Source organism: Vicinamibacterales bacterium (assembly GCA_036496585.1).
GTDB lineage: Bacteria > Acidobacteriota > Vicinamibacteria > Vicinamibacterales > 2-12-FULL-66-21 > JAICSD01.
Window position 1 is genome coordinate 1 of sequence record DASXLB010000003.1, and the last position, 20663, is coordinate 20663.

Here is a 20663-nt window from a genome sequence, read left to right on the forward strand (position 1 = left end):
TGGCTCGATCCGGCTCTGCGCCCGATCGAGCGGCTGATCTACGCCGCGACGGGCGTCGACGAGACGCACGAGATGCGCTGGACGGAATACGCGGCGGCGATGCTGCTGTTCAGTGTGGTCTCGATGCTCGTGCTCTACCTGATGTTGCGCGTGCAGCAGTGGCTGCCGTGGAACCCTCAGCATTTCCCGGCGGTCCCGCCGCCGCTGGCCTTCAATACCGCCGCGTCGTTCACCACGAACACCAACTGGCAAGCCTATAGCGGCGAGTCGACGATGAGCTATCTCACGCAGATGGCCGGACTCGCGTTCCACAACTTCGCGTCGGCGGCGACCGGCATCGCGCTCGCTATCGCGTTCATTCGCGGCATCGCGCAGCGCGAGAAAGCGACCCTCGGCAACTTCTGGGTCGACCTCGTCCGCTGCAGTCTGTGGGTACTGCTGCCCTTCTGCGTCGCCGGGGCGCTCTTCCTCGTCTCGCAGGGCGTCGTCCAGAATCTCCGCTCCTACGATGTGGTGAAAACCGTCGAGGGGGCGACGCAGACGATCGCGCAGGGGCCGGTCGCCTCGCAGGAAATCATCAAGGAGTTCGGCACCAACGGCGGCGGCTTTTTCAACGCCAACAGTGCGCATCCGTTCGAGAATCCGACGCCGCTCACCAACTTTGTCGAGATGTTCTGCATCTTCGCCATCTCGGCCGGGTTGACGTTCACGCTCGGCGACATGACCGGCTCACGCCGGCACGGCTGGGCGGTGTGGGCCGCGATGGCGTTCCTCTTCCTCGCCGGTGTGACGACCGCGTACTGGGCCGAGGCGAAGGGCAACCCGATGTTTACGCAGGCCGGCGCCAGCCAGGCGGTCACCGCCGGATCGCCCGGCGGCAACATGGAGGGCAAGGAAGTCCGGTTCGGCATCGCCAACTCCGCGCTCTTCGCCACGGTGACGACCGACGCCAGTTGCGGCGCGATCAACAGCTGGCACGACTCGTTCACCCCGATCGGCGGCCTGGTCCCGCTCGTCAACATCATGCTCGGCGAGGTGATCTTCGGCGGTGTCGGCGCCGGCATGTACGGCATCCTCATCTTCGTCGTGCTCTCGGTGTTCATTGCCGGCCTGATGGTCGGCCGCACGCCGGAGTACCTGGGCAAGAAGATCGAATCGTACGACGTGCAGATGGCCATGCTCGTCGTGCTGGTGTTCCCGCTGACCATCCTGGTCTTCAGCGGGATCTCGATGGTTGCACCGTCGTTCGGCACGTCGAGCATCCTGAACCCGGGCCCGCACGGGCTCTCCGAGATTCTCTACGCCTACACCTCGGGAACGGGTAACAACGGATCCGCGTTCGGCGGACTCAATGCCAACACCAACTGGTACAACGTCAGCATCGGCGTCGCGATGCTGGTCGGCCGCTTCTTCATGATCCTGCCGATGCTGGCCATCGCCGGCAATCTCGGCGGCAAGAAGCGCGTGCCGCCGTCGCCGGGAACGTTCCCGGTGACGACGCCGCTCTTCACCGGCCTGCTGGTGAGCGTGGTCGTGATCGTCGGCGCGCTGACGTTCTTCCCGGCGCTCAGCCTCGGCCCCATCGTCGAGCATCTGATGATGCTCCAGGGAAAGGTGTTCTGATCATGGCGCCCGCCTCCAAGGCTTCGAGATCCATCTGGGACGCGCAGATCATCCGCCGTGCCGCACTGGATTCGCTCGTCAAGCTGCATCCTCGGACGATGGCGAAGAACCCGGTCATGTTCGTCGTCGAAGTCGGCAGCGTGCTGACCACCCTGGCGCTCGTGCGCGACGCGATCGGCGGACGCGGCAGCCTTGGCTTCGAGATCCAGATCACCTTCTGGCTGTGGCTGACCGTGCTCTTCGCCAACTTCGCCGAGGCAATGGCCGAGGGCCGCGGCAAGGCCCAGGCCGACACGCTGCGCCGCGCGCGGACCGAGACTGTCGCCAACCGGCTGACGCCGGCGGGCCTGATCGACGTCGTCCCCGCCTCGTCCCTGCGCAGGGGCGACGTCGTCATGGTCAAGGCCGGCGAGTTCATCCCGGGCGATGGTGAGATCGTCGAAGGCATCGCGTCGGTGGACGAGTCGGCGATCACCGGCGAGTCGGCGCCGGTGATTCGCGAGGCCGGCGGCGATCGCTCGGCCGTGACCGGCGGCACGCAGGTACTGTCGGACTGGATCATGGTGCGGGTCACGGCCAATCCCGGGCACTCGTTTCTCGACCGCATGATCGCGCTCGTCGAAGGGGCCGAGCGGCAGAAGACGCCGAACGAGATCGCCCTCAACATCCTGCTCGCCGGCTTGACGATCATCTTCCTGCTCGCGGTGGTGACGCTGCAGCCGTTCGCCGTCTACTCGGGCGCGCCGCAGACGGTGTTCGTGCTGGTGTCGCTGCTTGTCTGCCTTATCCCGACGACCATCGGCGGCCTGCTCTCGGCAATCGGCATCGCCGGGATGGACCGTCTGGTCCAGCGCAACGTGCTCGCGATGTCGGGCCGCGCCGTCGAGGCGGCCGGCGACGTGCACACGCTCCTCCTCGACAAGACCGGCACGATCACCTTCGGCAACCGGCAGGCCACCGAGTTCCGGCCGGCGCCGGGCATCGGCGACGCCGCGCTCGCCGACGCGGCGCAGCTCGCGTCGCTGGCCGACGAAACGCCGGAAGGCCGATCGATCGTCGTGCTCGCCAAGCAGCAGTACAACATTCGCGGCCGCGACCTGGCGGCGCACGAAGCGACGTTCATCCCGTTCACCGCGCAGACCCGCATGTCGGGCGTCGATGTCGACGGGCGGCGGATCCGCAAGGGCGCGGCGGATGCCATCGAACGGTTCGTGATGCAGCAGGGGTCGGCGTTCCCGGTGGAGCTGCGCCAGCAGGTGGATCGGATCGCGCGTGAAGGGGGCACGCCGCTCGTCGTCGCGGAGGGACCGCGTGCGCTGGGCGTTGTCCACCTCAAGGACATCGTCAAGGGCGGCATCCGCGAGCGTTTCGCGGCGCTGCGCGCCATGGGGATCCGCACGGTGATGATCACCGGCGACAACCCCTTGACCGCGGCGTCGATCGCTTCGGAAGCCGGCGTCGACGACTTCCTCGCCGAGGCGACGCCGGAAGACAAGATGGCGTTGATCAAGCGCGAGCAGGCCGACGGCAAGCTCGTGGCGATGACCGGCGACGGCACCAACGACGCGCCGGCGCTGGCGCAGGCCGACGTCGGCGTCGCGATGAACACCGGCACGCAGGCCGCCAAGGAAGCCGGCAACATGGTCGATCTCGACTCCAGCCCCACCAAGCTGATCGACATCGTCGAGATCGGCAAGCAGCTGCTGATGACGCGCGGGGCGCTGACGACGTTCTCGATCGCCAACGACGTGGCGAAGTACTTTGCGATCATTCCCGCGATGTTCGCGGCGGCGTTCCCGGTGTTGATGGCGCTGAACGTCATGGGCCTGAGGACGCCGCAGTCGGCGATCCTGTCGGCGGTCATCTTCAACGCGCTGATCATCGTCGCGCTGGTGCCGCTGGCTCTCCGAGGCGTGACCTACCGCGCCATGAGCGCCGAGGCGTTGCTGCGGCGCAACCTGTTCATCTACGGCGTCGGCGGCATTGTGGCGCCGTTCATCGGCATCAAGATCATCGACATCGTCATCACCGCGCTGAGGCTGGCATGAATCTGAAGAAGAATCTGATCGTTGCCGTCCTGATGACCGTCGTCACGACGGTGCTGCTCGGCCTCGTCTACCCGCTCGTGGTCACCGGCCTCGCGCAGATCCTCTTCCGCGACAAGGCGAACGGGCAACTGGTCGAGCGCGGCGGGCATCCGGTCGGCTCGGCGATCATCGGACAGGGATTTGCGTCCCCGGGCTATTTTCACAGCCGCGCGTCCGCAGCCGGCAGCGGCTACGACGCCACCAGCTCCGGCGGCACCAATCTCGGCCCGACCAACAAGAAGCTGATCGACAGCGTTAGGGCGGCTGTCGACGCCGCGCGCAAGGAGCATCCCGACACGCCGGTGCCGATCGACATGGTGACGACGTCGGCATCGGGGGTCGATCCGGACATCACGCCCGATAACGCCATGTTCCAGGTGCCGCGCATCGCCAACGCACGCGGCATCCGCGAGACCGACCTGCAGGCGTTCGTGGAGGCGCACATCGAACCGCGTCAGCTCGGCTTCCTCGGCGAGCCGCGCGTCAACGTCCTGATGCTGAATCTGGACATGGACGCGCGCTGGCCGGCGGCGGGGCGCGCCAGGAAATGATCGTGCTCATCCCCGAAAGACGATATGGCGAGCCGCACGGATCGAATCGGCGACGGCAACACCCTCAGGCTCACGCTGCCGGCTGCGTGAGACGGGTGCGCGGCGTCCGCGTCAGGCTCCACTTCAGCAACGGCGGTGTCAGCAGCGTCGTGCCGATGACGACCGCGACGAGCGCGGCATAGCCGCGTTCGTCGAGGAGCGGCCGGCCGCCGACCTGCAGGGTCCCGCCAAGCGCCGCGAAGACGAGCGTCACCTCCCCACGTGGCATCATGCCGATCGCCACCGGCAGCCGGGCGACGCCGCGGCTGAGCACGCCGCCGGCGCAGGCGAGCTTACCGCCGATCGCGGCCAGCAGCAGCACCGCGGACAGCGCGAGCATTTCCGGCCGCAGTAGTACGCCGACGTTCATGCGGAAGCCGACGAGAACAAAGAACAGCGGCACCAGGAAGGACGTGAGGGGCTGCAGCAGCTCGCCGAGCGGGCGTTCGCCGCGGCGGACGAACAGCTCCGAATGGCTGTCTTCAAGGACCAGGCCGGCCGCGAATGCCCCCACCAGCGACGCCAGGCCGATGGCGCTCGCCGCCCATGACAGAAAGAAGCAGAGGGCGAGGCCGATGGCGAGCAGTGCGCCGCTGCCGCGCAGTCGGGTAGCGCCGCGAAACCATGCCGGCGTCCAGCGCGCACCCAGGACCACCGCCAGGACGAGAAAGCCGACCGTTTTCATGGCCAACGCCGCGATGGTCCCCGCCTGTGACGCGCTGCCCGGCGCCGTCGTCGCCCAGACGGACACCGCCCCGAGCACGACGAGCGCCAGCACGTCGTCGATGACCGCGGCGCCGAGAATCACGCGCGCCTCAGCACTGCGTGAGGCCTGGATGTCGCGCAGTACGCGCGCGGTAATGCCGACGCTGGTCGCGGTTATGGCCGCGCCGAGGAACACGTTCGCAGCAAATGGCGCGCCGGGCGAGCGCGAGACTGCGGCGAGCGTGCCCAACACCAGGCTCGCGGCGGTGCCGACCATCGCCACGCCGAGCGCCGACGATCCGACCAGGAAGAGGTCGCCAACCGACAGCTCGAGACCGACTTCGAAGAGCAGCAGGAGCATGCCGACCCGCGCCAGGATGTCGACGTAGGGATCCGTGCCGACGAAATGGAGCGCGCCCAGCCCGGGCATGTTTCCGAGCACGGCCCCCACGACCAGCTCTCCGAGCACCGGCGGCTGCCCGACCCGCGCCACCAAGTGGCCGCCGACCAGCGCCGCGATCAGAATCACCGTCAGCGCCAGGGCCAGCCGGCCGAGCGCGTCGGTCTGCGCCGAGCCTTCGCGCATGATCACGAGACCGCCGATCAGCAGCCCGAGAGCAACCGCGGCGAGCAGCCAGGGCACGAGCGCGCGCGAGGACATCACGATGCGAATCAATTATCCGCACCGTGCGAGTGGGCTCAACGAAAATCGTGCGCCGCGAGGTCTGCCCTACTCTTCGGCAAAGCGATAGCCGACCCACGGCTCGGTCTTGATGTAATGGGGCTGGGTTGGGTCCCGCTCGAGCTTTCGCCGAAGCGCGTTGACCAGCACCCGCAGATGTTCCGGCTGATCGACGGCGTTCGGGCCCCAGATCGCCTTGAGGATCGCGCGATGCGTCAGCACGCGGCCGGGGCGCTGCGCCAGGAACAGCAGCAGCTCGAGCTCCTTGGGTGTCAACCGTAGATCGTCGCCGCCGCGCGTGACGCGTCGGCGGTCGACATCGAGCGTCAGGTCGCCGCGCTTGATCACGCCCGACGGCGCCGCCCCTTCGGTGCGCCGCAGCGCGACGCGGATCCGCGCCAGCAGTTCTTCGGCGCCGAACGGCTTGGTCACGTAGTCGTCGGCGCCGGCGTCGAGCGCCGCCACCTTGTCCTGCTCGGCGCCGCGCGCCGAGAGCACGACGATCGGCACCGCCCGCCCTTCGCGCAGCCGCCGGCACACTTCGACGCCGTCGAGATCAGGCAGGCCGAGGTCGAGAATCACGAGCTGCGGCGGCTGCCGGTCTACCGCGTCGAGCGCGGCATGCCCCGTCGTCGCCGTCGAGACGTCGTAACCGCGTGCCCGCAGCAGCGGCGCCATGGTCGCCAGAATGGCCGGCTCGTCGTCGACGATGAGGATGCGGGCCGCCATGCCGCTACTCCACGGCCGCGACCGCGTGTGTGCGGCCGGGGACGGCGATCGAGAAGGCGGCGCCGCGCGGCGAGAGGTTTTCCGCCCATACTCGGCCGCCGTCGGCGCCGACCAGGCCGCGCGTGATCGCCAGTCCCATGCCGGTCCCCGGCACCCGGTTCCGGAACAACTCGCCGCGGTAGAACGGCTCGAACAACCGTTCCAGTTCCTGCGATTGCACGCCGGGGCCATCGTCGCGGACGTCGAGCCGCAGCCCCTCGGCATCGGTCCAGCCGTGCACCTCGATGGGGCCCGCCGGCGCGTAGCGGGCGGCGTTCTCGAGCAGGTGGACGAGGCCGGACGCAGCCAGCCGCGGATCGACTTCGACCCCCTCGTCGTCGCGCGCCTCGACGCGCAGGTCGCGCCCGGCGAGCGCCGGTGCCGCCAGGCTCAGCGCCGCCTCGACGATTTCCGCCGGCGTCGTCCACGATCGGCGCGGCCGCACCGTGCCGGCGTCGATCCGCGCCATGTCGAGGATCTCATCGAACAGCCGTGACAGACGCTCGAGCTCGCCCGCCGCGATGCGCGCCTGCTCGCGGCGCTGGGCTTCCGGCAGATCGAGGGAATCGAGATTGGTGACGGCGGTGCGGATCGCGGTCAGCGGTGTGCGCAGATCGTGGCTCAGCGCCGCCAGCAGCGCCGACGCCAGCTCGGCGCGATGCCGCGCCGACTCGGCGCCGCGTCGCTCCTCGAGGAACTGCAAGCGCTCCAGCGCGATGGCGACGATGCCGGCGACGGCGTCACGCGTGCCTGGCTCCAGCTCGCGGCCGCCGGTGACGAGCAGCGCGATCGTCCGCGCGCCGAGGCGCACCGGCGCGACGGCGATCGGGCCGGCGTCGCCGCCGGCGATGACCTGCTGGCCGCCGTAGGAACGCGTCCGGGCGTCGAACTCGATGCGTCCGGCACTGGTTGCCAACGCCCGATCGAGCTCCGCCCTCGCGACGTCCGGCGCCGCCGCTCCGCCATGAACGATCCGCCAGCCTCCGTCGGCCTGCGGCACGCAAATCGCGACCACGTCGAGCTCGAAACGCCTCGCCACGTGACGCGCGATGGCCGCCAGGGCTCCGTCGCGCTCCGTCGTCAACAGGATGTCGCGCGTCAGGTCGAAGAGCCGCGTCACCTCGTTGCGACGATCGAGCGCCTCCTGCGCACGGGCCCGGGCGGTGGTCGACAGACGGCTCGCGACGATGCTGACGACGAGAAACGAAAAGAGCGCGACCAGGTTGTGCGGATCGGCGATCGTGAAGGTGCCGACCGGCGGCAGGAAAAAAAAGTTGAAGCAGAGCGTGGCCATCAGCGAGGTCACGACGGCGGCCGCCACGTCGCCCAGAGACGCGACGAAGAGCGTGACCAGCAGATAGCCGAGCGCCACCGTGGTGGCGTTCTCCACGCGCGCGGTCCGCAGCCCGATTGTCGCCGCGAGCACGCCGAGCAGTCCGATGCCCAGTTGCCGTACCGTCCGCCAGTCCACGGCCTGATCCTAGCGCGGGCGAGGGAAACGGCTCTTTACGGCTTTTTAATGCGGTGCCCGCTACGATGGGGGCGGCCTAAGCGCCGGCGACGCCGGTGCGCGGGGGAACCAGCGCCGTCAATTCAGGCGGCAGGGGCAAATCTCGCCGACGCTCGCGCTGCGAGCTTAGGCGGACGGGGACTTCCAACCCCGAGCCCGTCAGCTAACCTCGCCGGCCGATTGGAAGTTCGTGTGCCCGACGGTGGCGTGTATTCGTCGTTGAAGCGGCTGGTTGTCGGCCGCCCGATTCCCACACATCTCGCCCATCACGAGCGCCTGTCCAAGCTGACGGGGCTCGCCGTGCTGTCGTCCGACGCGCTCTCGTCGGTCGCCTATGCGACCGAGGAAATCCTGCGGGTTCTGGTGGTCGGCGGCCTGGCGGCGACTGCCTTCGCCAGACCGATCGGCCTGCTCATCGCCGGCCTCCTTGGTCTGGTGGCGTTCTCCTACCGCCAGACGATCCATGCGTATCCGAGCGGCGGCGGCGCTTACATCGTCTCGAAGGACAACCTGGGGATCAACCCGGCGCTCGTCTCCGCGGCGGCGCTCCTCATCGACTACACGCTCACCGTCGCGGTCAGCATCGCGGCCGGCGTGGCGGCGGTCACCTCGGCGTTCCCGTCGCTGCACGTCAACCGCGTCGAGCTGTCGCTGGCGTTTCTCGCGGTGCTGGCGATCGGGAACCTCCGCGGCATCCGCGAATCCGGGCGGATCTTTTCCATCCCGACCTACTTCTTCATCGGCATGATCCTGCTCCTCGTCGGGGTCGGCGCGTTCCGGTTCATGACCGGCACGATTCACCCGATCGACACGGTCGATCGCGTGCCGATCGGCTCCGGCGCGCTTGGCTGGTTCATGCTGCTGACGGCGTTCTCGAACGGCTGCACGGCGATGACCGGCGTCGAGGCGGTCTCGAACGGCGTGCCAGCCTTCCGCCGCCCGGAAGCGAAGAACGCGGCGCAAACGCTCGTCGCCATGGCGCTGCTCGCGATCGTCATGTTCGTCGGCATCACGCTGCTCGCTCAGGAATACCACGTCATCCCATCCGAGACCGAGACGATCGTCTCGCAAATCGCGCGCGGCACGTTCGGCGGCCGCGGCCTGCTCTACTTCTGTGTGCAGCTGGCGACGATGCTGATCCTGGTGCTCGCCGCCAACACCGCCTATGCCGACTTCCCGCGTCTGGCATCGATCGTCGCGCGCGACGCCTACCTGCCGCGGCAGTTCTCGAATCAGGGCGATCGGCTCGCCTTCTCGAACGGCATCGCCGCGCTGAGTGTGTTCGCGGCCCTGCTGCTGATCGTCTTCAGGGGGGACACGCACGCGCTGATTCCGCTCTACATGATCGGCGTCTTCATCTCGTTCACGCTGTCGCAAAGCGGCATGGTGGTGCACTGGCGGCGGCTGCGCGAGCCAGGCTGGCGCGCCAGCGCTTTCGTCAACGGTCTCGGCGCCATCGCCACCGCGATTGTCCTGGTCATCGTCGCGACGACCAAGGCGCTCGAGGGGGCCTGGATCATCATCGTGCTGATCCCGGTGCTCGTCGCGATCTTCAAGGCGACCAACCGCCACTACACCCACGTCGCCGCCCAGCTGTCGCTGAAGGGCTGGAACGGGGAGGCGCCGCAGCACAGCACCGTCCTCGTGCCGATCGGCGGCGTCCACCGCGCCGTACTGCAGGCTGTCGCCTACGCGAGCAGCCTGACCGACGACGTGCGGGCCCTGTTTGTGGATACCGATCCGACCGCCACCGAACGGGTGCGCCAGGACTGGGATCGGTGGGGCGGCACCGCGCGCCTGGAGGTGCTGCCGTCGCCGTACCGCTCGCTGATGGAGCCGCTGCTCGAATACATCGACCAGCTGCAGGCGGCCCATCCCGACGACTACATCACCGTCATCCTGCCGGAGTTCGTTCCCCGCCGCTGGTGGCAGCATCTGCTGCACAACCAGCGCGCGCTCTTAATTAAAGGGGCACTCCTCTTTCGGCCGCGGGTGGTGGTGACGAGCGTGCCGTTCCATCTGGAGCGCTAGCCGGGCCGCGCGCGACCAGCACTGTCGCCGTCAGGAGGCCCGTGGAGTTCAGCACCGATGCGAACGTGTCGGGGATCGCGTCGATGGCGATGAGCAGGCCGACGCCCTCGGCCGGGAGCCCGACGGCGACGAGCAGCGGCGTGAGCATGATGAACGCCCCTCGAGGAATGCCCGGTGCCGCGAACGCGAGGAACACCGACGCACAGGCGATCGTCGCCAGCTGCGGGGCGTGCAGGGGCACGTGGTAGAACCACCCGACGAACAGCGCGCCGACCGTCCACGACACCGGTCCGGCAATCTTGAACATCGCCGCCGCGACGGGAAGCACGAATCCGGTCACCTCGGCTGGCAGCGCGAGTTCGGTCTCGGCGGCCTCGACCAGGGCCGGCAGCGAGGCGAGCGATGAGCTCGAACTGAAGGCGATGAGCTGCCCCGGCAGCGCCGCCCTCGCGAAACGCCTCATCGGCAGGCCGGCGCCGAGCCGGACGGTCGGATACAGAATCGCGACGCAGACCAGCGCCGCCGCCGAATACGCGGCGATGTAGAACCCGATCGCGCCCGCGAGCGCGCCACCGAGGTGGGCGGCCAGCGGCAGCAGCAGCACGAACACGCCGAGTGGCGTGAACCAGATCACGCCACGCACCAGCGTCATCATCGCCTCGCCGACCGCACGGAAAAAGGCGACCAGTGTCGTGCGGGTGGCCTCGGAGCTGCGCGCCGTGGCGACCGCGAACAGCAGCACGAACACGACAAACGGCAGCATGGCGCCGCTGGCCGCGGCGGCGATCGGGTTCACCGGCAGCAGCGAGAGGAGCCACGATCCGAACGACTGCACCTGGCCGCCGCTGGCCATCTCTCTGGCCGCGTCAGCGGCGCCCGGCGGCAGCGGCGGCCGAGCGCCGTCTGGCAGCAGTGCGAACACCGACGCCGCGAGCGGGACAATGACGATGGCCATGCCGGCGAGCAGGAGCACGAAGACCAGCAGCGTCCGCACGCCCATCCGCCCCACTGCCGGCACGTCAGCCGCCGAGGCGATGCCGGTGACGATCAGCGAGACGATGAGCGGAATCACCGTCATGCGGATCGCGTTCACCCACAGCGAACCGATCGGCGCTGCCGCGTCGGCCACCCGGAGCGCCAGCCCGCTCCCGCTCGCCGCGATCGCCCCGCCCAAGGCGATGGCCGCCAGGAGCGCGATGAGCACACGTGTCCCTTCCTTCATGCCGCCCGGTTCTCCCCTACATCATCAAGTCGCCGCCGTTGATGTCGAACGACGCGCCGGTGATGTAGCCGGCGCGCTCCGACGCAACGAAGCAGATGAGATCTGCCACCTCGGCCGCCGTGCCCAGTCTCGGAATCGGGTAGCCCTGCGCCAGGCGCTCGAGCAGCTCCGGCGCCGCGTGTTCGTGGGTCAGTTCCGTGTCGATCATGCCTGGACAGATCGCATTCACCGTGATGCCGAAGACGCCGAGTTCCTTGGCGGCGGCTCTCGTCAGCCCCAGCAGGCCTGCTTTTGACGCGGTATAGTGCGCGCCGCCAAGCGTACTCACCATGCGGCCGGCCGAGGAGGATACGTTGATGACGCGTCCGAACCGCTGCGCCTTCATCGCCGGCAGCGCGGCGCGGATGAGCAAAAACGGAGCGGTGAGGTTGACGTCGAGCGTCGCGCGCCACTCGTCAGCCGTCAGCTCGGGGAAGCGGGTCGAGCGCGCGAGGGCCGCGTTGTTGACGAGGATGTCCAGGCGCCCGAAGCGGTCGAGGACGCGCTGCACCATCGCGTCGGGCGCGGTCGCGGCCGCGACGTCACCCGCCACGGCCAGCGCCCGCTCGCCCAGCGACGCGGCGGCGGCTGCGGCACGCTCCGGGTCGCGCACGTTCACCGCCACCGATGCGCCGTGTTCGTACAACCGAGCGGCCGCAGCCCGGCCGAGTCCCCTTGCGGCCCCGGTGACGAGCGCGACCCGTCCGGTCAGATCCGGAGCGACGGCTGGAATCATCCGGGAGGAGTCTACAGCGGCGGCGTTCGACACCGTGAGGTGAGGCGGCTTCGGGTCCACGCCTACAAGGACGAGAACGCTTTCACTACGACCTGCTTTACTACCTTCAGCGCAATTGGCCGGCCGTCGGCCCACGCTGGTCGACAAGCTGCACGTCTACGTCGGCAACATGCCGGAATACGGACTGCGCAAGAGGCCAGCCGGCACGACGACGCCGTGGTGGAAAGTACTGATCGTCAACCCGCACGCAGGACCATCATCGGATCGATGCGCGCGGCCCGGCGCGAGGGCAGATAGCCGGCGGCGGCGGCCACGATGGTCAGCAGTGCGCCGATGCCGACGAAAGTCACAGGATCGCCGGGCGTCACACCAAACAGCAGGCTTTCGAGCGTGCCCGCGAGTGCCAGCGACGCGGCCATTCCGAGCGCCAAGCCCAGAGCCGTCAAGCCGAGGGTCTGCAGAAGAATGTGGCGCTGCAGCGCCGCTGCAGACGCTCCGAGCGCCATGCGGATCCCGATCTCCCGTATCCGCTGATTCACGGAGTGTGAGATCACGGCGTAGGTTCCGACCGATGCCAGCAGGAGCGCGAAGCCGGCGAATCCCGTCAGCATCAGCACGAGAAAGCGTCGGGGTGACACCGCCTTGTCCACCAGGGCTTGCAGCGCTGTGAAGTCGTGCAGCGGCAGGTTCGGATCGATTGGCTGGAGCGCGGCCCGCAGGGCCGCCGCGAGTCGATCGGGAGGCAGCACGGTGCGCATGACCAGAGTCATGCCCGAGTAGTCACGAGTCTGCCGCATCGGCCGGTACATTTCCGCCCCGCCCGCCTTCTCCAGCGCCTCGTGGCGGACGTCGGCCACGACACCCACGATCCGACGTCCCCCGTCCTGCGTCACGAACTGCCCGATCGCGTCCTGTCCGGGCCACAGCGTGTGGGCCAGCGTCTCGTTGACGATCGCCACGGGTTCGCCCGACGCGCGATCCGCCTCCGTGAATACTCGTCCACTCAACAGGTGGATTCCGAGTGCCTCGAAGTAGCCGTCGGTCACGACCCGCATGTATGCCTCGGGATGCTGGTCCTTCGGGTACACCTGGCCCTTGCCGGTAACCTGCCACGACCGGTCTCCCGCGAGCGGCAGCATCTCGGCGAGACCGGCGGCCCGCATGCCAGGCAGCGCGCGCGTCCGCTGAAGCACATCGTCGACGAAGGCGTTCTGCTGCGGCAGACCACCCGTAAACCGCATGCTCGGGTCTACCCTGATTGACACGACCCCTTCCGCGTGAAATCCCGGATCCACGTCCATCACGCGCGCGAGGCTCCGCAGCAGCAGTCCCGCTCCGACCAGCAGCGCACAGGCGAAGGCAATCTCGGAGACGACCAGCCCGTTGCGGATCCACGCCTGGCGCTGACCGCTGCTCGAGCCGCGGCTGCTTTCGCCCAGCCCGTCCGCGATCGCAAATGATCGAACCTGCATCGCGGGTAATGCGCCAAAGAGGATGCCCGTCAGCATCGCGGCGAGCAGCGTGAAACCAAGAGCGGCGCCATCGAGCCGGACGCCGGCGAGCAGAGGAATGTTGTAGGCATCCAGACGCGCGATTGTGCGGGTGCCCGCCACGGCAAGCATCAGGCCGAACGCTGCTCCGCAGCAGGACAGGGTGACGCTCTCGGTCAGCATCTGCCGCAGCAACCGGAGACGGCCGGCACCCAATGCGGCTCGAATCGCAATCTCCTTGTGCCGCGTTGCGAGCCGACCCAATTGCAGGTTTGACAGATTCGCGCAGACGATCAACATCACCACCGCGACAGCGCAGGCCAGCACGATCAGGGCGGGACTCACACGTCCGCTCACGTGCTGCTGCAGCGGCGCGAGTCTCGGCTTGACCGGATTGCGCTCGGGGTGCTGAGTCTTGAATTGCTGGGCCAGCAGCGTGAACTCGGTCTGCGCGCGCTGCGCCGTGGCGCCGGGCCGCAGCCTGCCGATCGCCTTCATCGTGTTTCCATACCGGTTCGTCTCGTCGGTCAGCGGCCACGGCACGAACAGATCGACCGGCGTGCCTGGCGCAAACACGCTCCCGAAGTCAAAAGACGCGGGCAGTACGCCAACCACGACGACGGGCTTGTTGTTCAGTGTCAGCCTGCGTCCCACGACCGACGGGTCGGAGCCGAACTGCCGCTGCCAGAAGCCGTGGCTCAACACCGCAGCCGGGGGTGCGCTGGCTTTCCCCCCGCACTCTTCGATGGTGAACGACCGTCCGATCGCCGGCGCCACACCAAGCAACGCGAAGAAGTTTTGGGTGACGGCGGTGCTCGTCAGGCGCTCCGGCTCGCCCGATCCCGTGAGCGCGATGTCTCCAGCGCCGTTGCCGTTGGATCCGATCCCGGCGAGATCGGAGAATGACCTGTTCTGCGCCCGGAAATCCTGGAACTGGCTCACCTGCATGTTCCACGCCTCGTTCTCGATCCAGACGAGGCGATCCGCATCGTGAAATGGCAGCGGTCGCAGCAGCAGGGCGTTGACGACGCTGAATGTCGTCGAGCTCGCGCCAATGCCGAGGCCGGCGATGAGAATCACGAACGTGGTGAAGGCGGCGTCGCGTCGCATTCCGCGAAACGCGTGCGTCAAATCCCGCCATGCGTCGGTCATCCAGGTGCATCTCAGCCTGGAGTCGGCTTTCAGTGTGTCTCTTCCCATAGACAGTCTGCGTATGAGACGGACGGGGCTGCAGACGGTTAGCCTGCGTCAAACCATTCGGCCGGTCTTGCGTCTAAAATAGCCGGGAAAGGTGGCGCATGGTGCTGGCAGCCGTTCTGGTGACGCTCGGTCTGGCTGGAGCCGCCCCGCAGTCCGCTCCGGCGAGCCAGGCCGGTCCGCCGCGCGATCTGACTCGGCGTCCGCCGCCGGAGGCGGCCGGCACCGGCGTCATTCGCGGGCGCGTCGTCGCCGCTGATACCGGCGCGCCGGTCCGTCGCGCACAGGTGAGCCTGTCGCCCGTGGCGCCTCCTGCGCCGCCGATGGGAACCGGACAGACGCCACCCACCACGACGACGATGATTTCGGCGAACGGCGGGCAAGTAACGACCACGGTGTCGATGACCGCCGGGCGCCCGAAAGGCGCTACGACCGATTCGCAGGGCGCGTTCGAGTTCCGCGATCTGCCCGCCGGATCGTATCGGCTGAGGGCGTCTCCCGCGCAGTACTCTGCCGGGTACCTGGGGATTGCGTTTGGCGCGACGCGTCCGATCGGTCCGGTCTCTTCTGACCCGGGTCAGCCGATCGAGCTGGCCGAGGGGCAGACCTTCGACAAGGCGACGATCGCGCTCCCCCGTGGCGGCGTCATTACCGGCCGCGTGACTGACGAGAACGGCGAGGCGCTGGCGCGGGTCCAGGTCTACACGGTCCTGCCGCTTCCGGGATCGACGCGCACCATGCGAACCGGCGGCAACGCTCAGACCGACGATCTCGGGCAGTTCCGCCTGTTCGGCCTTGCGCCCGGCGACTACTTCGTCGCCGCGGAGGCTCGCGGCAATACGTTCGTGCCGCCGAATGCCCCGCCAGAGACCGACGACGACAAGATCGGTTTCATCACGACCTACTTCCCCACCGGCGCCGACGAAGCGTCGGGACAGCGGGTCCGGGCGAAGGCCGGCGTCGAAACGCCCGGCGTGGAAATCCGGATGATCTCGGGCCGCCTGTTTCACATCACCGGCATCATCACGGATTCGCAGGGACGCCCGTCGTCGCGGAGCAACGGCATCCTGCAGAAGCGATCACTCTCGGGCGGGGGCATGACCTACGGCTTCAACACCGACGGCCAGGGCCGCTTCCAGATGCGCAACATCGCCCCTGGCGCGTACCGGCTCATCGTGCGCCAGCAGCAGCAGCAGCCGCCGCAGCCGCCCAACCCTGACGGATCGGTTCCGGATCCGGGAGAGTTTGCGACCCTGCCGCTGACCGTCGACGCGGACCTGGACGACCTTCTCGTGACGACGAGCCGGGGCGCAACGATCACCGGCACCCTGGTGTTCGAAAACGGGCCGCCCCAGATGCCGTCTGGACAAGGAACGCCGCCGATACGAGTCAGCGCCGCGCCAGGCGATCCTGAAGGCAACGGCTCACTAGTGCCGTCGGCGGCGGTCGTCGCCCCGGACCTGACGTTCACGATGAAAGGGCTGTCGGGCGAACTGCTGCTGCGCGGCAGCGCGCCGCAGAACGCGTTGAAGTCGGTGCAGTTGGCCGGCGGCGAAGACATCACCGACACGCCGCATGAGTTCAAGAACGGCGAACGCGTGACGATCACGCTCACCAGCCAGGCGTCGATGATCGAGGGCACCGTGACGGACGCGGCAGGCAAGCCGGCAACCGAGGCGATGATCTTCCTGTTCTCGGACGACAAGAGTCTTTGGCGTTCGAACTCGATTCGAACCCGCCGCGGCGGCATCGACTCGGCCGGCCACTACCGGCTGCCGGGGCTGCTGCCAGGCCGCTACTACCTCATCGCCGTGCCGCAGGACCGCATGGTCGGTCTCGCGCTCGCCGACCCGGCGAGCTTCGACACTTTGTCGAAAGAGGCAACGCTGGTCGTCGTCGGCCAGGACGAGCAGCGCCAGGTGGACGTCCGGATCAGCTCCGGCGGTTGATCCTTCGCCGGTCGTGTCCCTTCGCTCCTTAGTATCTCTTCCCCTTCCGTGTCACCGCGGCAGCGGCACCACGAGGAACGACACCGGACGTCCGACGGCCGTGAAGGCGTCGCCGTTCATGGTGCCGATGGTCGCGGTGTAGCGCCCTTGCGCCACCGCGGCGGGACCGCCACGACCGCCAAAGCCACCGCCAAACGCGCCCCGGCCCTGCGGCGCGCAGCGGGACGGCGCGTTCGGTGCGTCGGGGCGAAGATCCCACGCGATGCGGTGCAGCCCGGCGGTCGTTTCGTCGCCGCACAGATCGAGTCGGCGCACCTGCTTGCCCTCGTTGTCAGCGATGGTCAGCGCCAGCTTCTCACCGGCGCCGGCGCCGAGCGAATACGTGAGCAGCGCGCCATAGGGCGGGTTCGGATTCGCGCTGTTGCCCCACGTCGCTTCCATCTGGTTCAGCTCGTTGAATTGAGATGCGTCGCGGATCGGATAGAGCCGGGCGCGATCCTTCAACGTCTCGGCCGACAGATCGCGCAGCGCGGTGTAGTCGTCGAGGATGTAGACGCCGCGTCCGAAGGTGCCGGCGACCAAATCGCCGTCGCGCTTCTGGATCGTCACGTCGCGAACCATGACGTTCGGAATGCCCGCCATCCTGACCCAGTGGGCACCGCCGTCGACGGTGGTAAACAGGCCGAACTCCGTGCCGACGAACATCAGACTGCCGTCGACCGCATCCTGGACGATCGACCAGGCGCCGGAGCGCTGCGGCAGATCGCCGGCGATGGCCGTCCACGTCTTGCCACGGTCCGTGCTCTTGAACACGTAGGGCTTGAAGTTGCCGCGGTTCCAGTCGTTGAGAGTCGCGAACACCGTGTCGACGTCGCGCGAGGAGGCCTGCACGTCGGTCACGTAGGTGAACTCCGGCGCCCCCTGGATCGGATCGGCCTTGCGCCACGTCCTGCCGCCGTCTTCAGTCACCTGAATCAGGCCGTCGTCGGTGCCAGCGTAGAGCAGCCCCTCGAGCAGCGGCGATTCGTCGAGCGCCGTGATAGTGCTGAGCCGCGTCGTGGCTTCCATGTAGGCGACCGAGTCTGGAGGCCAGATCTTGCCCATGATGGGGATCTGAGTGCGATCCAGATTGCGCGTCAGGTCTCCGCTGACGGCTTTCCAGGAATCGCCGCGATCGTCGCTGCGGTAGATCCGGTCGCCGCCGAAGTACAGCCGGCGCGCCGAATGGGGGCTGACGATGAGCGGCGTGTCCCAGTGCCAGCGGCCAAGGCGTTGCGCGCCGCCGCGTCCCCCGCCCGCCGCTCCGGCTCCGCCCGCGCCCGCGCCCCCTGCCGCGCCTCTGCCGCCGGCCGCGTCTGCGCCGCCGGCCGCCCCTGCGCCACCGGCTCCGCCCCCGGCTCCGCCTGCGGCCCCAGCCCCAGCTGCACCGCCGCGGCCGAGCGTGGCCGTGCGGACCTCCGCGTCGATGTCGCCCTGTGACATGCCGTAGATGTTGTTCGTCCTCGGGATGATGCCGACGCTGACACCGGTGCGCAGATCGAGCCGGGTCGCGTTCCCCTCCTGCGACTGGGCGTAGACGATGTTCGGATCCTCGGGGTCGATGCGGCACTGGAAGCCGTCGCCGCCGCCGATGTTGAACCAGTCGCTGGTGCGGATGCCGACGCGGTTCAGCGAGCGCGAGGGCCCCTCGACCGAACCGTTGTCCTGCGCGCCGCCGCAGACGTGGTAGAACGGCTTCGCGTTGTCGACAGAGATCCGGTAGAACTGCGAGAGCGGCAGATTCGTGAAGTGCCGCCAGGTCTGCCAGTTGTCATACGACTCGTAGACGCCGCCGTCGTTGCCGACCAGGACGTGGCGATGGTCGCTCGGATCCCACACGACCTCGTGATAGTCGACGTGCACGCCTTCGAGCTGCACATTCCGCCAGGTCTTCCCGCCGTCGTCGCTCCTGGCGAGATTGGTGTTGACGATCAGGACGGTCTCGGGGTTCTCCGGATCCACGAAAAGCTCGTCGTAGTACCCGGGGTCGCCGCCGCGGAAGAAGTCGTCCCCCCCGCGTCCTCCGGTCTGGGCCTGCTTGCCGATGCGCGTCCACGACGCGCCGGCGTCGTCGGATCGGAAGAAGCCGCCTTCGTTACGCTGCGCGGCGATGATGGCGTAGAGGGTCTTCGGGTTCTTCGGATTGATACCCAGGCCCATCCGGCCCATCTCCACGGTGGGCAGCCCTTTGGTCAGCTTCGTGAAATGTGCGCCGCCGTCGGTTGTCTTGTAGAGGCCGCTGCCTGGTCCGCCGCCGATCAACTGCCCCACCTGCCGGCGCCGCTGGTTCATGGCGACGTAGAGGGTGTCGGGATGCTGGGGATCCATCACCGCATCCTGCGCCCCCGTGTCTTCGTTCACGGTCAGGGCGGCCTTCCAGGTCACGCCGCCGTCGGTCGTCTTGTAGAGGCCGCGGTCGCCGCCCGCGCGCCACAGCGGGCCAATCGCCGTGACGAACACGACGTTGGAATTGCGCGGGTCGATCAAGATGTTCTGAATGTGCTCGGAATTCTCGAGGCCCATCCGCTTCCAACTCTTGCCCGCGTCGGTCGACTTGTAAATGCCGTCGCCGTAGCCGACGCTTCGCTGGTTGTTGTTCTCGCCCGTGGCAAGCCAGACGACCTTCGAGTCCTTCGGATCCACCTTGACGGCGCCGAGCGAGTACGAGCCTCCCTCGTCGAAGATCGCACTGAAATGATTGCCGCGGTCGTCGGTCTTGAAAAGGCCGCCGGAGGCGCTGGCGACGTACCAGACGTTGGGATTCTTCGGATCGATGTCGATGTCGGAGATGCGGCCGGTCGTGATGTCCGGGCCGAGGCTGCGCAGCGCGAATCCTTTGATACTGTCAGGCGTCACCATCGCGTCCTGGGCGCCGAGCGTGGCGCAGACGACGGCGACGGCCAGTGCGATAGCGAGTGTGCGATTCATCGCCGGACATCTTCGCACATCAGCCGTACTTCGTGGGAGCGAACGGATGCAGTATCGGATGCTGGGCAGGACCGGGCTTCGCGTGTCCGCGGTCAGTTTCGGGGCGTGGGCGATCGGCGGCGCCTGGGGGGCCGTCGACGACGAACAGTCGATGCGCGCGCTGCATGCGGCGATCGACGCCGGCGTCAACTTCATCGACACCGCCGACGTCTACGGCGACGGCCGCAGCGAACGCCTGATCGCGCAGCTTCGCCGCGAACGTCGCGGAGAGACGATCCACGTCGCGACCAAGGCGGGGCGGCGCCTGCCCTCGCAGACGGTCGAGGGCTACACCGGCGACAATCTCGCGGCCTGGGTCGATCGCAGCTTGAAAAACCTCGACACCGACACGATCGATTTGCTGCAACTGCACTGCCCGCCGACAGCGGTCATCGCCAGCGGCGCCGTCTATGAGCTGCTGGACGGCCTGGTCGCCGCTGGAAAGATCCGTCACTACGGCGTCAGCGTCGAGCGCGTCGACGAGGCGCTCGAGGCGATCCGCCGTCCCGGCGTGGAGACCGTACAGATCATTTTCAACATGTTCCGCCTGAAGCCGGCAGAAGCGTTCTTTCCCGAAGCGCGCCGCCAGAACGTCGGCATCCTCGCGCGGGTGCCGCTCGCGAGCGGCCTGCTGACCGGAAAACTGAGCGCGGCCTCGACGTTCGAGGCCGACGACCACCGCCGGTTCAACCGCCAGGGAGAGGCATTCGACAAGGGGGAAACGTTCTCGGGCGTGCCCTACGACGTGGGCCTGGCGGCGGTCGAGGAGCTGCGGCCGCTGGTTCCGGCAGGCCATTCGATGGCGGAGTTCGCGCTGCGTTGGACGCTCATGTTCGACGCCGTCACCTGCGCGATTCCAGGCGCCCGCACGCCCGAGCAGGCGCGCGCGAATGCGGCCGCCTCGGCGCTTCCTCCGATCGACGCGGGCGCGATGGCAGAGATCCAGCAGATCTACGACCGGCGCATCCGCGCGCACGTCCATCGGTCGTGGTAGCGGCGGCAGCTGTCACCGACGATTTCCCGCAGAG

At 68.2% G+C, this 20663-nt stretch carries 13 protein-coding genes and 1 riboswitch; of the genes, 6 read left to right on the plus strand and 7 right to left on the minus strand.

Annotated features, from left to right (window positions below):
* The 3 genes from kdpA to kdpC form a co-directional block, all read left to right on the plus strand.
* Positions 1 to 1623: potassium-transporting ATPase subunit KdpA (gene kdpA / locus VGI12_00330; protein ID HEY2431085.1), on the plus strand; the 1623-nt coding region annotated here is incomplete at its 5' end.
* Positions 1624 to 1625: 2 nt separating this feature from the next.
* Positions 1626 to 3671 carry a potassium-transporting ATPase subunit KdpB gene (gene kdpB, locus VGI12_00335; GenBank protein ID HEY2431086.1) on the plus strand — a complete coding sequence of 682 codons (2046 nt, stop codon included), beginning with the start codon at positions 1626 to 1628 and terminating at the stop codon, positions 3669 to 3671.
* A complete protein-coding gene (gene kdpC, locus VGI12_00340) occupies positions 3668 to 4261 on the plus strand; it encodes a potassium-transporting ATPase subunit KdpC (GenBank protein ID HEY2431087.1) in 594 nt (197 codons plus the stop codon). Before kdpB ends, kdpC begins: the two co-directional genes overlap by 4 nt.
* A 70-nt stretch (positions 4262 to 4331) precedes the next feature.
* On the opposite strand, the gene VGI12_00345 is transcribed toward kdpC, so the two are convergent.
* From VGI12_00345 to VGI12_00355, 3 genes are all read right to left on the minus strand, one after another.
* A complete protein-coding gene (locus tag VGI12_00345; protein HEY2431088.1) occupies positions 4332 to 5666 on the minus strand; it encodes a cation:proton antiporter in 1335 nt (444 codons plus the stop codon).
* A gap of 69 nt (positions 5667 to 5735) precedes the next feature.
* On the minus strand, positions 5736 to 6416 hold the full coding sequence (locus VGI12_00350) for a response regulator transcription factor (GenBank protein HEY2431089.1): 681 nt from the start codon (positions 6414 to 6416) through the stop codon (positions 5736 to 5738).
* Positions 6417 to 6420: 4 nt separating this feature from the next.
* On the minus strand, positions 6421 to 7926 hold the full coding sequence (locus VGI12_00355) for a DUF4118 domain-containing protein (protein HEY2431090.1): 1506 nt from the start codon (positions 7924 to 7926) through the stop codon (positions 6421 to 6423).
* Between the two features lie 63 nt (positions 7927 to 7989).
* Positions 7990 to 8157: riboswitch (cyclic di-AMP (ydaO/yuaA leader) on the plus strand.
* Between VGI12_00355 and VGI12_00360 the strand changes: the two genes are divergently transcribed.
* Positions 8158 to 9996 (plus strand): APC family permease, encoded by a 1839-nt coding sequence (locus VGI12_00360; protein ID HEY2431091.1) that lies wholly within the window; start codon positions 8158 to 8160, stop codon positions 9994 to 9996. It abuts the riboswitch before it with no gap.
* On the opposite strand, the gene VGI12_00365 is transcribed toward VGI12_00360, so the two are convergent.
* From VGI12_00365 to VGI12_00375, 3 genes are all read right to left on the minus strand, one after another.
* Entirely contained in the window at positions 9929 to 11200 is a 1272-nt protein-coding gene (locus tag VGI12_00365; GenBank protein HEY2431092.1) for a cation:dicarboxylase symporter family transporter, read from the minus strand. The genes VGI12_00360 and VGI12_00365 overlap by 68 nt on opposite strands.
* A gap of 34 nt (positions 11201 to 11234) precedes the next feature.
* Entirely contained in the window at positions 11235 to 11993 is a 759-nt protein-coding gene (locus tag VGI12_00370; protein HEY2431093.1) for an SDR family NAD(P)-dependent oxidoreductase, read from the minus strand.
* Positions 11994 to 12229: 236 nt separating this feature from the next.
* A complete protein-coding gene (locus VGI12_00375; protein HEY2431094.1) occupies positions 12230 to 14683 on the minus strand; it encodes an ABC transporter permease in 2454 nt (817 codons plus the stop codon).
* Positions 14684 to 14781: 98 nt separating this feature from the next.
* Here VGI12_00375 and VGI12_00380 point away from each other — a divergent pair, with 98 nt between their 5' ends.
* On the plus strand, positions 14782 to 16629 hold the full coding sequence (locus VGI12_00380) for a carboxypeptidase regulatory-like domain-containing protein (protein ID HEY2431095.1): 1848 nt from the start codon (positions 14782 to 14784) through the stop codon (positions 16627 to 16629).
* Positions 16630 to 16680: 51 nt separating this feature from the next.
* Here VGI12_00380 and VGI12_00385 read toward each other — a convergent pair whose 3' ends face one another.
* Positions 16681 to 19596, minus strand: coding sequence for a hypothetical protein (locus VGI12_00385; GenBank protein HEY2431096.1), 2916 nt, complete (start codon positions 19594 to 19596; stop codon positions 16681 to 16683).
* Between the two features lie 46 nt (positions 19597 to 19642).
* Between VGI12_00385 and VGI12_00390 the strand changes: the two genes are divergently transcribed.
* The gene (locus VGI12_00390) at positions 19643 to 20629 is read left to right on the plus strand and encodes an aldo/keto reductase (GenBank protein ID HEY2431097.1); all 987 of its coding nucleotides are present in this window, start codon (positions 19643 to 19645) and stop codon (positions 20627 to 20629) included.
* Positions 20630 to 20663 lie beyond the last annotated feature (34 nt).